The following is a 13,014-nucleotide window of genomic DNA, read 5'->3' on the forward strand; positions in this document are numbered from 1 at the left end:
AAGGCAGTTCTCGCTGCGAGCAAGGCGTCGCGGCACCTTGCTCATCTGGACCTCAGGGGATAATACTTAGGCCTGATAACCAAATTCGTGGAGGCGTCGTTCAACGGCATCCATCGCCTGTTGCAGGTCGGCATCCGTGACGTATCCCAGATGTCCCACACGGAAGATCTTACCCTTCATGTGATCCTGACCATCGGCTAACACAACCTGATCTTCCTCGCGTAACTTCTTTAAGAAGCCTTTGATATCAACGCCCGCAGGCGCTTTGATGGCTGTAACCGTGTTTGAGGCGTAACGTGGATCGGTTGCTAACAACTCTAACCCTAACGCCCGGGCACGTCCGCGCACATACTCGCCAAATCTGACATGACGCTCAAAGATGGCGTTGCGTCCTTCTTCTACCATCAGGTCAAGAGCGACATCGAGCGCATAAAAGAGCGAGACTGGCGGAGTAGTCGAGTGCTGCCAGCTGCTCTCCAGGATTTTGCGCGCCGAACTCCAATCCCAGTAGAAGCGTGGCAGCTTCGAGGTCTTATGAGCCTGCCAGGCACGCTCGCTGGCGGCGATCATCATGATACCCGGAGGAATCATCCAACCTTTTTGTGATCCAGTAAAGACGACGTCCAGATCCCAGGGGTCCATCTCCAGCGGCAGGCTGCTGAGCGAGCTAACCGCGTCCACAACGATCAGTGCGTCTGGACTGAGTCGACGGACGATGCTTGCGAGCGTCTGGACATCGTTAGTCACGCCAGTCGATGTTTCGTTGTGCGTGATCAGAACGCCCTTGTAGTCGGCGATCTCTTTGAGGCGCGACTCTACGACGTTGGGATCAGCAGCTTCACCCCACGGGAATTCGATTTTGGTGACCTTGAGTCCGTAGGCTTCTGCGATCTTGGCCAGGCGTGTGCCGAAGTTTCCGATAATGATCGATACGACGTGGTCGCCAGGCGAGAAGACGTTGACCAGCGAGCATTCCTGTCCACCGGTTCCAGATGCTGGATAGGTGAGGACGGGGGAGGCTGTTTGGAAGAAATATTGCAGGCGTGGGGTAACTCTCTTCATGATGGCGGAGAATTCTGGCCCACGGTGATTTATCATGGGAGCGGCTTGTGCATCCAGGACCAGTTGGGGAACGGGAGTTGGTCCGGGAACGCGTAAGTTTTGTTTGGGAATAGGGATGCGTGCCTCTACCTGTGGCAGAGGAATCGCTTTGCTTTCTTGCGTGGTCATTGCTTGTAGTACTCCATATCTCTAGTGCAACTTCACTTGACCTTTTTCGGTATCCTGCCTATACATCTCTCTATAGACGGCAGGAGCCACAATTTTTCCTCGACCCCTTGAGGGTGCGAAACGTTGAGGGTACTGAAAGAGGCTGACACCAGTCCGGCTTTGTACTGATGCGCTGCAACGATATGCGGCGGGTAACTACGCTGTTATCCGCCGCAATACTTCTGGGTATTCTTTCCAAAGTATAGCATATATGCACGAGCATCGGATAGGTGAGAGGACGTGAATGATATGTTTATTTTATCTACTTCCTACTGTCTACACAATGCAATTTTACAAAATTCGTCCGCGCCTCGCTCGCCACAGGCAGGCCGCCCATGATGACAACACTATCACCTTTCTGCATCAGGTGATCCTCGATCAAGCGCTTTTCGACCATATAAATAAGTTCATCGGTTGTGCCGCCGAGGGGAATCTTGTAGGACCAGGTGCCCCACCAGAGTGCCAGGCGGCGATAGACCTGTTGCGAAGGCGTATAGGCAAAGATGGGTCGCGTGGGACGATCAGTGGAGATGAGATGCGCTGATGCTCCCGTACGGGTAAAGACGACGATCGCTTTGACGCTGGCTTCTTCGGAGAGCGCACGCGCTGCATGACTTACTGCATGCTCCTGCGTGAGCTTCTGACAGTGTGGCTGACGCGTAAGCAGACCCTTGGTCTCAATCTCATGAGAGATCCTCACCATCATGCGCACAGCCTCGATGGGATAAGCTCCCACAGACGTCTCCGCGCTTAGCATAATCGCATCGGTTCCGTCGACGATAGAATTTGCGACGTCACTGACCTCGGCTCTGGTAGGTGTCGGATTGGTGATCATCGACTCAAGCATCTGCGTCGCCGTGATCACGGGTAAGCCGAGATCGTTGCAACGCGCAATGATATGTTTCTGGATCAGGGGGACTTGTTCGGGAGGCATCTCGACGCCCAGATCGCCACGCGCCACCATGGCGCCATCGACGACCTCCAGGATCTCCTCAAGGTTTGCCACCGCCTCGGGCTTTTCCAGCTTCGCAATGAGCGGAATCGGTCGCTGATCCGGTCCATGCTGATACTCTTCCTGAAGATTTTTGATCTGCTCCTTGGCATCCAGCACATCCTGAGCCTTGCGCACAAAGCTCAACGCCACATAATCGACATCCAGAGAGACGCCGAAGCGTAGATCCTCTAAATCTTTTTCTGTCAGCGAAGGCGCACTGACATTGACGCCGGGTAAATTGATCCCCTTGTGCTCTTTTAGCAGACCTCCGTGGATCACCAGACAACTCACATCGGTCGCATTAAAAGAAAGCACCCGTAGCTCCAACAGCCCATCATCCAGCAGAATCCGATCGTCTACTTTCACGTCCTGGGCCAGCAGTTGATAGGTCGTAGGAATCTCAGAACCTGTGCCAGCCACCCTGCGCGTCGTAATTGTCACCGTCTCACCATCGACCAGCTTGATTGGCTGTCCATCTTGCAACGAACCAACCCGGATCTTCGGACCTTGCAGGTCCAGTAGAATAGCCACCGGGATACCTAAACGCTCGGAAATGCGTCGTACGCGCTCAACCACCGCCGCATGCGCCTCGTGTGCTCCATGAGAGAAGTTGAGACGTGCAACATTCATCCCGGCCAGCACTAACTGCTCGAGTTGCGCCTCACTCTCAGTCGCCGGACCAATCGTACAAACAATCTTCGTGCGCCGCATATAATAATCCCTCGGTAATTGAATCATGTGTGGTTCCGTCCTTTACTGGTTATTCACGCCACATAGGACCACATTGTCTACGCGTATTGCACTCGCAGTGTACCTTAATAGCTGGCAAGCGGCAAGATATCTATATGGGAATATGCGGAGAGTGCTTGAGATTTAAGTATCCCAGTTCTTCTATGTTATACTTTTGGTGTCAGGCTACAACTGGAGCGCGTTCGATTATGCGCTTACAATCAATATGGATAGGATGTCTAGATGTTTACAGCAAATACGTATGATGTTCTTGTCGTCGGTGCTGGTATTTTTGGGATCACGACCGCGCTAGAGATGAAAGCACGAGGTTATCACGTTGCCGTGTTTGATCCCGGTCCTTTGCCGTATCCCTTGGCGGCTTCTACCGATATTAGTAAAATGGTTCGTATGGAATATGGCTCGGATGAAGCGTATATGACGATGGCAGAGCAGATGTATCTGGGCTGGCTTCAATGGAATAAAGAACTGGGTGATGAGCTCTTCCATGACGTGGGGATAGCCATACTGAGTAGCACTCCTATGCCCGCGGGAGACTATGAGGATGAAAGCTATCGCTTGCTCCTTAAACGAGGGCACGCTCCTGAGCGTCTCACTGAGGAGATAATCTCGCAACGCTTTCCGGTTTATAAACCGGGAGCCTTTGTCGATGGCTTCTTTCATGCGCAAGGAGGCTACGTCGAAAGTGGTCGTGTGGTTGCAGCTCTTGTGCGGCAGGCCCGGACAAAAGGTATTATGCTCTATCCTGATCAAAGCGTTGCAGCCTTGATCAAAGAAGATTATCAGGTGCGGGGAGTACGTACGCGTACAGGCGATACTTTTTATGCCGAACATGTCATTGTCGCTTCAGGTGCTTGGAGTGGATTACTTGTAGATGATCTTGCGCCTGTTTTAAAGATCACTGGACATCCTATCTTTCACCTGAAACCAGCCAATCCTGATCGCTTTACTCCTCCACATTTCTCGGTCTTTTCTGCTGATGTCACACGGACTGGCTGGTATGGTTTCCCTTTTCATCCGCGTGAGCAGGTGGTCAAGATCGCCAATCATGGCGTAGGACAGGTGCTCCATCCCGATAACGATGAGCGGGTGGTAACCGATAGGGATGTAGAGCAGTTGCGAACATTCCTGGCTACGAGCATTCCGGAGCTTTACGATGCGCCTCTGGTTGCCACGCGCCGTTGTCTCTACGTCGACACACCTGATGGTGACTTCTTGATTGATCATCATCCTCACTACGCAGGTCTCACAGTGGCAACAGGTGACAGTGGACATGGCTTCAAGTTTGCACCGATCCTGGGAGAGCTTATCTCAGATGCGGTTGAAGGGAAAAAGAATCCCTGGCTCCCAAAATTTCGCTGGCGCGAATTCTCCACGTATGTTGGCAAAGCGGAAGCATCGCGCTATCAAGGGAAGGTCAGCAGAAAGAGGTCGAGCGAAGCGAAGACCTTGTAGCGTCGCACGCTCGCGTGCGATGTCCCTGTGACTCGTACGAGACGGCTGGATCTCGGCGCACCACGCAGGCCTGCCTGATCGTACGTCGAGTGGGACATCGCACGCGAGCGTGCGACGCTACAGTGTCGAGCGCAGCGAGGACACTGGTCATGGGAACGTAGCATCTATGAGGTATGGCAATTGACAATTCCGGCCCCACATGCTATCCTAATCACGCCGTAATTTAGGGGCACAACCACGTGCTGTGTAAAAATAGCACTGCTAAAAATATCAGCCCCCCGTTTGTAGTGGGGCAGAGGTGGATTAATAAAAGCATGACTGTCAAAATTCGTTTAAAACGTACTGGGATGAAAAAAGCCCCTAGCTATCGCGTTGTCGTTGCTGATGCACGTTCTCCTCGTGATGGCCGCATTATTGAAAACATTGGTTGGTACAATCCACGTGTAGAGCCATCCACCATTGTCATCGACGAGGCAAAAGCGCTTGGTTGGTTAAGAAATGGTGCACAGCCTACGGAATCTGTGGTTTCATTGCTCAAACGTGCTGGCATTCTTGAGCATTTCACACAGGAGAAGCAAGAGCAGGCGACTGCTAAAGCTGCCGCTGCTGCTGAGAAGAAGTCAGCGAAGTAGTTTTCATTTTGGACTCAGTATCTGAAAGTTAATAAGGATGCAGTATGCGGAAATTGATCGAGTATATCGCTCAGTCATTGGTGGATGACCCTTCGGCTGTCCAGGTGCGTGAAGTTCGCAATGACCGCAATGCGCTCGTGTTGGAACTGCATGTGGGCGCGGACGACTTTGGTAAGGTCATTGGACGGCAGGGGCGTGTTGCGAAGGCTATGCGTACACTGATGCGGGCCGGTGGTACACGTGAGGGTCGCCATACTTCACTTGAGATTCAGTAGAACGAGCCTGTCCCAGATCGACACGCATGGCGTGTGTGGTTATTTTGGGATGCAGGCGTTGACTGGAACTCTCCTCAGGCGGTTTTAAGAGATTAAGAGCTGATGAAAAATACGACAGAATGGGCTACTATCGGAAAAATAGTGGCCCCTTTTGGTATCAAGGGCGAACTAAAATTATTCTCGTTGAGCGATGTGCCCGATCGTTTTGTGGCTTTAAAGGCTGTCTATCTCGGTCCAGAGCATGTGCGCTATGCGCTGAAGGCGGTGCGTCCGTACAAAGGAACGATGTTAGTGGTGAAGTTCGGAGGCGTCAATGACGCGACGACTGCCGATAAGCTGCGTGGTTATGAGGTGGTGATCCCCCTTGCTGAGCTGGCAAAGCTCCCGGAGGATTCCTATTTCCAGCATGATATCCTGGGCTTGCAAGTCTTGCTGCTCGATGGTCGCGAGGTCGGGACGATTACCGATATCTGGACTACTGGCGGCAATGATGTCTATGTGCTGAAGGGATTAGATGGCAAACAAGTTTTGATCCCGGCTATCAAAGATGTGGTAAAACAGATTGACCTGATCCGACACGTGATGTATATTGATCCTATGAGGGGATTATTGGACGATGATGCGGTAATAGATGGTCCGAATGATGATCCTGATCAGGAGGAGGTTGAATAATCCGGTCGCTGTACCTCTGTATGGAGAGTGCCTTTATGCTCGCGTAGAGCGCTCCATTGCACGCTCATTATTGATGAGTTGAAACTAGTTTGTGCAACTCTCCGTATTTGTAAGTGAAACCCATATTTTCAACTGTAGTTGCGTCGATTGTATAACACGCCGCAGTATACTTGTAGGGGGGCGTCTTATGTCCGACCATATCCCGACTCTTGCTGATGTTTGTAGTGCAATTGCTGAAGGCCGCCTGGCTGTCGCTTCCGATGGCTCCGTGTATCAAGTCAACGCATTTGAATTGCGCCGCCACTTTAACAAGCTGTATTCTTTGCCAGCACTCACGTTTCTCGACACCATGCTGACATCCACCTCTCCCGAATCTCACGACACGATTCCCTGCGATATTTATAGCTGTGGCCGTTAGGGCCATTTTTTATACGTAAAAAATAGAGCGGAGACTACAAAGGGTGCGGATGAACAATCCGCATCCTTTGAGCATCAAGGTAGAACGAGATGCGGAAGTTTTAGCGCCTGGCTCGAAATGTTGCTTTGCTGAAAACGAACGACTATAATACGACTTGAATTGAGATAGACCGTCGCACGATGGTCTATTCAGCATATATCATCTGTAACTTGCCTGATCTGGCAGCGGTGTTCTCGGTCAAAAGAGAAACATAGCGTGTGGCTGGCTCATAGCCGCAGGTTGTGGCAGCAGATCATGAAGGAAAGGTATTTTAATGGAGCCACTTGACTCAAATTATGAAGTAGCTGCTCGGGAATCTGATCCGAAGGCGCGCTTTAACTGGCTATACATCTTCCCGATCTTAGGTGCAGGCTGGATAGTCTTGCTTGTCGCGGCCGCTGTATTCCAGTTTCCGCTCACAGGATTGGTTGATCCGATCATGGGATTTATGCTGATCCTGTTCTTTGTCCTGGTGGGCCTGTTCTTTTGGACACACGCACCTGCTGCTAAGAAATAATAGGTATCGATCCTGCCCGCAAGAGAGCTCTCGTCCGCGTGATTATCACGGATGAGAGCTCTCTTTCTTGCCTGGATGTCTCATGAAACTATTTATCTGCGTCGATGCGTGTTATTAGCAGCGAATAGCAAAAGAATGTAGAATATAATTATTGAGATCCATTTTTTGCCCCTTTCTTTTGGAAAGGGATAGATGAGTGTAGAGATTATTACTAGCTACCTGCCAGACACAAGGGAAATATGCCGTGCATGGAAGATACTGGTAACGCGAGGAGTTTTTTTATGACTACAACAGAGACAACATCTCAAGTGCAACAGTGGACAAATCTGGCGCAGCAGTTACGTGTCGATAGTATTCGTTGTACGACGCAGGCCGGCTCAGGTCATCCCACATCTTCTATGTCGGCGGCTGACCTCATGTCCGTGTTAATGCTGAGTCATCTCCATTATAATTTTGATGAGCCGAAGAATCCCAATAATGATCACCTTATCTTTTCCAAGGGTCATGCTTCGCCGTTGCTCTACTCGATCTATAAGGCGGCTGGAGCGATCGAGGATGAAGAGCTGATGACGTTGCGCAAGTTTGGGAGCCGTCTGGCAGGACATCCTACCCCCGAGCTTCCCTGGGTCGATGTCGCAACGGGCTCGTTGGGTCAGGGCTTGCCGATTGGCGTCGGGATTGCGGCCATCGGAAAATACGTTGAGAAGCTTCCCTATCGTGTCTGGGTCCTATTGGGAGATAGCGAGACGGCTGAGGGCTCGATCTATGAAGCCTTTCATCTGGCCTCGCATTATAAGCTGAATAATCTGGTCGCGATTCTGGACTGTAATCGTCTGGGGCAGCGCGGCGAGACCGAGTTGGGATGGGATACGGAGGCGTATGCAGCTCGTGGTCGGGCCTTTGGCTGGAACGCGATTGTTGTTGATGGCCATAATTACGCTGAGATCGATAGCGCTTACAAGCAGGCCAGTCAGACCACGGATCGTCCGACGTTGATTGTCGCTAAGACCATCAAAGGAAAGGGCGTCTCCTTCCTGGAGAACAAAGAGGGCTGGCATGGCAAGGCTTTGAACGCTGAGCAAGAGGAACAGGCGATTAAAGAACTAAATCCTGTGCGCAGCACGGTCTTCCAGGTACAGAAGCCGCAAGAGGGCCAACCCGCTCAGGATCAGAAAGCGGCAGCCAAATCGCTTGAGTTACCTCGCTACGAGCTTGGCACTTCTGAGGCGACCCGTAAGGCGTACGGAGATGCATTGCTGGCACTGGGCGCATCGAATCCCGATGTGATTGTGATGGATGGCGAGGTGAGCAATTCCACCTATGCCAATGAGTTTGCCAAAGCGTTTCCCGAGCGCTACTTTGAGCAGTATATCGCGGAGCAGCAGCTGGTGGCGTTCGCTGTGGGCGTGCAGGTACGTGACAAGATACCTTTTGCCTCTACCTTTGCCGCTTTCTTTGCGCGTGCTTATGACTTCATCCGTATGGCAGCTATCTCGCAAGCCAATATTCGCCTGTCTGGCTCCCATGCGGGCGTCTCGATTGGTGAGGATGGCCCTTCTCAGATGGCTCTAGAAGATCTGGCGATGATGCGGGCTGTTTATGGGAGTACAGTTCTTTATCCCAGCGATCCTAATCAGACGGCCAAATTGGTGGCGGAGATGGCGAATCACGATGGTATCCTGTACATTCGTACGACTCGAGCCTCCCTGCCAGTCATCTATAATGCCGATGAGGAGTTTCCCATTGGTGGCAGCAAAGTGCTACGCCAATCTGAGCAGGATCAGGCGACCATCGTTGCGGCCGGTATCACGTTGCATGAAGCTCTGGATGCTTACGAGCAGCTCAAAAGTCTGGGTATCCATGTTCGCGTGATCGATGCTTACACGGTGAAGCCGATTGATGCTGAGACGCTGATCGCCGCCGCTCAGGAGGCTGGTGCGAAGATCGTGACTGTTGAGGACCATTGGCCAGAAGGCGGCCTGGGCGAAGCTGTTCTCGAAGTCTTTTCCGAGACGGATGCCCCCTTGCCACAGGTAGTCAAATTGGCTGTAGAGTCTATGCCCAGCTCTGGTAAACCCGATGAGCTATTAGAAGCTGCTGGCATCAGTGCTCATGACATCGTTGAAGCTGTGAAGATTCTTGTAAAATAAGCTCTATCCTCTAGAATAAACACGGGACCCTCGATCGTTGGGACGATTGGGGGTCTCGTGTTGTGACAATGAAACTGAAGAAGCTTTTTTTGCGTGTCTATTTCAGTATCGTATCTCTGACAAATCGATAAGAAAATAGTCTGGATACTACTCCACCTCTCTCTTCATTGTACTCGCTCAATCTAATCAGTCGAGTGGTAAAACACCAGAGAGATAAAAAAATCTATCAGGGCATGAGAGGATATATATGTCTAAAAAAGCGATTTCTTTACTGATTAATCCGCGAGCAGGAGCAAATACTACGAAGCTAGCAGATGTGCTTGCTGTTTTATCGGCTGGTGGCTGGAAAACACAGGTACGCTTGAAAGAATACGGCAAACAGGTGATGGTCCTGGCCCGTGAGGCGGCGGAACAGAAGCAAGAGTTGGTGATTGCGTATGGCGGCGATGGTACCTTAAATCAGGTAGTCAACGGCCTCATGAGCTTGCGTGGGAAAGGGAAGCATACGACTGCTGCCCTGATCCCTGGTGGGACAGCAAATGTCTGGGCTGGAGAGGTTGGCATTCCGACTGATCCTGTCAAAGCTGCATTGGCGATCATCAATAGCGAGGTGCGCAAAGTCGATGTCGCTCGCATTGCGATCGAGTCGTTGCAGTTTCCTGGCTCGGAGCAACCTGTTGTACCTGTAGAGCCTGCTAAGGTGGGCAAAAAAGCTTCAGAGGAGAGCAGCAAAGTTCGCCATCATTTTCTGCTGATGGCTGGTATGGGGCTGGATGCCGCGATTATGAGTGGTGTCTCAAAGCCACTCAAGTATCATATTGGGCCGTACGCAGTTGGCGTCTCAGCTGCTCAGGTCTTGCCAGAACAAAGCGCTTTCCCGATCGAACTTCAGGCTGGCGAGGCTGGCGACGCTCTCTGGAAAGGTGAGGCTCTTCAGGTTGTGATTGGTAATACTCGCCGCTATGCCAAGGCCCAACGTATGACCCCGGACGCCTTTGTCAATGATGGTCAGGTTGATGTATGTGTCATCACAGCAGGCAACCCTCTCACAACATTGCAGCAGGTCTCTTCGTTGCTCCTGCTCAAAAAGCCGGATAATACGACGGCTGAATACTTTAAAGGGAGCCACGTGCGCATTAAGATTCCTGCCAGTGTCCCTTTACAGGTTGATGGAAGTGCTATCAAACTAAAGGATTATCTGAACTCGGAGGACTACGCTAAAATTGCCCATCTGGACCATGATGGACTTGAGAAAGTCTTGATTACTTATAAGATTGATGTTTTGCCAGAAGCTCTTTCCATCGCTATTCCGGTTGAGTACGACAACGAATTGTTTGAACATACCGCTTCTCCTGAAGATACTGTGCTCGAGGATGCAACGGCTAAGGAACAAGCAACCGTTGAGCATGAGAAGGAGGAAAAGCCCGATCAGCAGCTCAAACGCGGGATCTTCCAGCGCTTTTTACATCAGGATAATAAGTCAGGGGATACAGCCTCGCAGCAGCGCACCGTCGCGGTTGAATCGCTTCCCGAGTCCGAGCTGCATAGCGCCAACGGTTCTGAAGAGGAGCAGAGACATGAGGAGGAGCTTCAGCAGACGTTGCCCGATGTAGTAGAGGGACTGGTACGTCATGGACGTAAGGTCACGGTGATCGGCAAAGTTCCTAACCCTGCTCAAGCTCATACGTATGTTATTGCGGGCACACTTCAGAAGAGTTCGGGTGAGAGCGCTCCTGTTGCAGTCGTCGTCAATGAGAAAACGACGATGTTCAATCGAGATGGACATAGTGTGGCGAGTACTGCCGACGCGATCGAGGAGTTGGCTGAAGGTTCAGTCTTGATGGTCGAAGGATCAAAAAGTAAATATAGCGTCATCAAGGCCAAGCGTGCTGTATTCGCTTGATCTTGTTGATCCTCTTGCCGTTCATAGATGGATATTGCTACGTGCTTGAGAGGTTTGCTCTCTCTTCGATAGAGGTGCAGGCTTTTCAAGCGCATGGATGCAGAAAGGTACGTTGAGCATGCGCTATCATTTGCGTGAGCGGGCGTGGAGCCTGACCGAGTCTTTTACGATCAAAGATGAGAGAGGCCATGCGGTCTTCGAGGTCCATGGCAAGTTTTTTCATATCGGAGATAATCTGGTTCTGGTCGATCGGCAGAGTGGTGAGCAGTTGATGCAGATTAAGCAACGGCTGATCGCGATCCGCCCGAGTTACGATCTGTATCGCAATGGAGAACATTGGGGCAATGTCCACGAGCAGATCCATCTCTTCGGCGAGCGCTTTAAAGTCAAAGGCGAGAACGGTATGGTTTTCGAGATCGATGGCAGCGTCTGGAACTGGAACTTCACAATTAGCGATCCGCAAGGAAATTTGCTGGCCCGCATCGGTCGCGAGTTTTCGCTCTTCCGTGATAGCTATGCCGTCGACGTCGCTCAAGGGGTCGACGTGCCGTTTGTGATTGCGCTCACAATTGTCCTAGAGATGGTCAAAGAACATCATGAGCGACACGAACGCTAGCGGCGTGCTACAAGTTGAGAAATACTTTCGACCATGGTGCAAATGCTCGCCAACGTAGCGCCGTGGTCTTGTGCCCGGCGACCAGTTCACGTACGAAAACGTTCAATATCAGGCTCTGTATGCACAATTGCTTGTCTTTTCAATCAAGAATAACAGGCAGAACGATCCTCATCGCATGATCTTTCTCTTGCTTCGACATTGTGTGACAAAATTGAACATGACGTACGTCACGAGGTCGCCGGGCACAAGATCGCGGCGCTACATGGGCTTGATGTCAGCGTCCCTGAGCCTCTGGATCGATGCGAGGAGATCTTCCATCTCTACGGAGTCCCTTTGCTTTCTGGCTACGCGCACGGCTGTATCGATAATGACATTTTTTATGTCGCGTCCGCTCAGGCCTTCTGTCTGCGCTGCCAATGTGTCAAGCTCTGGATCGTGTACAGGGAACTCAGGGACGAGAAGTTTTTGCCAGATCCTGTAGCGTCTCTCTGTATCCGGCATTGAGAAATAAACATGGCGTACACGCGTTTCGAATGCTTTGTCATAGTTCTCGACCAGGTTGGTGGCGAAAATGGCAACGCCATGAAACTGATCCAGGCATAGAAAAAGCTGGCTGCGCATCGAATTAATGGCCTGTTCGGCTCCCTGCATTACATGTGTTAAGCGTCGGGAGAGTAAGGAATCGGCCTCGTCGATAAAAAGGACTGCGTTGTTGCGTTCTGCGGCCAGAAACAGTGCCTGGATGTTTTTTGGACCATCGCCTACAAATTTGCTCTCCACTTCGGCATAGCTGGCCACGAGGATGTTTCGACCAAGTTGGTGGGCGATGGCGTGGGCGGCTAGCGTCTTGCCGGTCCCTGGAGGTCCATGCAAATTCATGATGGAGTGCGCAAAGGGCTCGATCTTTCTTAATCCCCAGCGATCGAAAACAAGAGCTTCAACTTCGATGGTCTCTATGGTTGAGAGCAGGGTATCCAGCAGATTATCTGAAGCGATTAGTTGATCAAACGTGTAGAGCGGTTTTTGGGGAGTGTAGAGCTGAATTCGCTCTTCAAGCGAGACGTGTTCGTTGGCTGGCGCTTTCTCGACAGGCACCTCTCTGGTCCGCTCGTTCATAGATGAGGCCGTTCCTACAACGATACGAATTTGAGGTAGCCTTGTGGCTTTTAAGAAGTTGCTGATGGCGAGTGATATTCGGCTGCGCAGGACGGCGGCGTCTTCAGGAACCTCTTTATCTGGAATACCCTGAAAGATCAGTTTTTCGTGTGGTTGCATATACGTTACCTGTATGTTCCCTGAAGACTGTTGTCGGTGCTGGCCCTCGGAT

General features: G+C 51.3%; 12 protein-coding genes. 9 read left to right on the forward strand and 3 right to left on the reverse strand.

Annotation, left to right across the window (positions count from 1 at the left end):
• Positions 1-66 precede the first annotated feature (66 nt).
• The gene (locus tag AC27N8_RS30505; RefSeq protein ID WP_487072587.1) at positions 67-1,230 is read right to left on the reverse strand and encodes a pyridoxal-phosphate-dependent aminotransferase family protein; all 1,164 of its coding nucleotides are present in this window, start codon (positions 1,228-1,230) and stop codon (positions 67-69) included.
• A 301-nt stretch (positions 1,231-1,531) separates the two neighbouring features.
• Entirely contained in the window at positions 1,532-3,001 is a 1,470-nt protein-coding gene (gene pyk, locus AC27N8_RS30510) for a pyruvate kinase (protein ID WP_487072589.1), read from the reverse strand.
• Between the two features lie 234 nt (positions 3,002-3,235).
• On the opposite strand from pyk, the gene AC27N8_RS30515 reads away from it, so the two are divergent.
• The 9 genes from AC27N8_RS30515 (at position 3,236) to AC27N8_RS30555 (ending at position 11,687) form a co-directional block, all read left to right on the forward strand.
• Positions 3,236-4,465 carry an NAD(P)/FAD-dependent oxidoreductase gene (locus AC27N8_RS30515; RefSeq protein ID WP_487072591.1) on the forward strand — a complete coding sequence of 410 codons (1,230 nt, stop codon included), beginning with the start codon at positions 3,236-3,238 and terminating at the stop codon, positions 4,463-4,465.
• A 314-nt stretch (positions 4,466-4,779) separates the two neighbouring features.
• The gene (gene rpsP, locus AC27N8_RS30520; protein ID WP_487072593.1) at positions 4,780-5,097 is read left to right on the forward strand and encodes a 30S ribosomal protein S16; all 318 of its coding nucleotides are present in this window, start codon (positions 4,780-4,782) and stop codon (positions 5,095-5,097) included.
• A 44-nt stretch (positions 5,098-5,141) separates the two neighbouring features.
• Positions 5,142-5,372: a KH domain-containing protein gene (locus AC27N8_RS30525; protein ID WP_487072595.1), complete on the forward strand. Its 231-nt coding sequence runs from the start codon at positions 5,142-5,144 to the stop codon at positions 5,370-5,372.
• Between the two features lie 102 nt (positions 5,373-5,474).
• A complete protein-coding gene (rimM, locus tag AC27N8_RS30530) occupies positions 5,475-6,044 on the forward strand; it encodes a ribosome maturation factor RimM (RefSeq protein ID WP_487072597.1) in 570 nt (189 codons plus the stop codon).
• Positions 6,045-6,231: 187 nt separating this feature from the next.
• On the forward strand, positions 6,232-6,462 hold the full coding sequence (locus AC27N8_RS30535; RefSeq protein WP_487072599.1) for a hypothetical protein: 231 nt from the start codon (positions 6,232-6,234) through the stop codon (positions 6,460-6,462).
• Positions 6,463-6,775: 313 nt separating this feature from the next.
• Positions 6,776-7,018, forward strand: a complete 243-nt coding sequence (locus tag AC27N8_RS30540) for a hypothetical protein (RefSeq protein WP_487072601.1) — start codon at positions 6,776-6,778, stop codon at positions 7,016-7,018.
• A 281-nt stretch (positions 7,019-7,299) separates the two neighbouring features.
• Complete coding sequence (locus AC27N8_RS30545; protein WP_487072603.1) at positions 7,300-9,168, forward strand: transketolase; 1,869 nt, start codon at positions 7,300-7,302, stop codon at positions 9,166-9,168.
• Between the two features lie 247 nt (positions 9,169-9,415).
• On the forward strand, positions 9,416-11,071 hold the full coding sequence (locus AC27N8_RS30550) for a diacylglycerol/lipid kinase family protein (protein ID WP_487072605.1): 1,656 nt from the start codon (positions 9,416-9,418) through the stop codon (positions 11,069-11,071).
• Positions 11,072-11,189: 118 nt separating this feature from the next.
• Positions 11,190-11,687, forward strand: coding sequence for an LURP-one-related/scramblase family protein (locus AC27N8_RS30555; RefSeq protein WP_487072607.1), 498 nt, complete (start codon positions 11,190-11,192; stop codon positions 11,685-11,687).
• A gap of 258 nt (positions 11,688-11,945) precedes the next feature.
• Here AC27N8_RS30555 and AC27N8_RS30560 read toward each other — a convergent pair whose 3' ends face one another.
• Positions 11,946-12,962 (reverse strand): ATP-binding protein, encoded by a 1,017-nt coding sequence (locus tag AC27N8_RS30560; protein ID WP_487072609.1) that lies wholly within the window; start codon positions 12,960-12,962, stop codon positions 11,946-11,948.
• Positions 12,963-13,014: the final 52 nt, after the last annotated feature.

Source organism: Dictyobacter sp. Z7_2 (assembly GCF_057551105.1).

What these genes read in the sequence shown, in the direction of transcription:
- rpsP (WP_487072593.1), top strand. Translation starts at nt 4,780, where the DNA reads ATGACTGTCAAAATTCGTTTAAAACGTACTGGGATGAAAAAAGCCCCT.
- pyk (WP_487072589.1), bottom strand. Translation starts at nt 3,001, where the DNA reads ATGATTCAATTACCGAGGGATTATTATATGCGGCGCACGAAGATTGTT.
- AC27N8_RS30535 (WP_487072599.1), top strand. Translation starts at nt 6,232, where the DNA reads ATGTCCGACCATATCCCGACTCTTGCTGATGTTTGTAGTGCAATTGCT.
- rimM (WP_487072597.1), top strand. Translation starts at nt 5,475, where the DNA reads ATGAAAAATACGACAGAATGGGCTACTATCGGAAAAATAGTGGCCCCT.
- AC27N8_RS30505 (WP_487072587.1), bottom strand. Translation starts at nt 1,230, where the DNA reads ATGACCACGCAAGAAAGCAAAGCGATTCCTCTGCCACAGGTAGAGGCA.
- AC27N8_RS30550 (WP_487072605.1), top strand. Translation starts at nt 9,416, where the DNA reads ATGTCTAAAAAAGCGATTTCTTTACTGATTAATCCGCGAGCAGGAGCA.
- AC27N8_RS30560 (WP_487072609.1), bottom strand. Translation starts at nt 12,962, where the DNA reads ATGCAACCACACGAAAAACTGATCTTTCAGGGTATTCCAGATAAAGAG.
- AC27N8_RS30515 (WP_487072591.1), top strand. Translation starts at nt 3,236, where the DNA reads ATGTTTACAGCAAATACGTATGATGTTCTTGTCGTCGGTGCTGGTATT.
- AC27N8_RS30555 (WP_487072607.1), top strand. Translation starts at nt 11,190, where the DNA reads ATGCGCTATCATTTGCGTGAGCGGGCGTGGAGCCTGACCGAGTCTTTT.
- AC27N8_RS30540 (WP_487072601.1), top strand. Translation starts at nt 6,776, where the DNA reads ATGGAGCCACTTGACTCAAATTATGAAGTAGCTGCTCGGGAATCTGAT.
- AC27N8_RS30525 (WP_487072595.1), top strand. Translation starts at nt 5,142, where the DNA reads ATGCGGAAATTGATCGAGTATATCGCTCAGTCATTGGTGGATGACCCT.
- AC27N8_RS30545 (WP_487072603.1), top strand. Translation starts at nt 7,300, where the DNA reads ATGACTACAACAGAGACAACATCTCAAGTGCAACAGTGGACAAATCTG.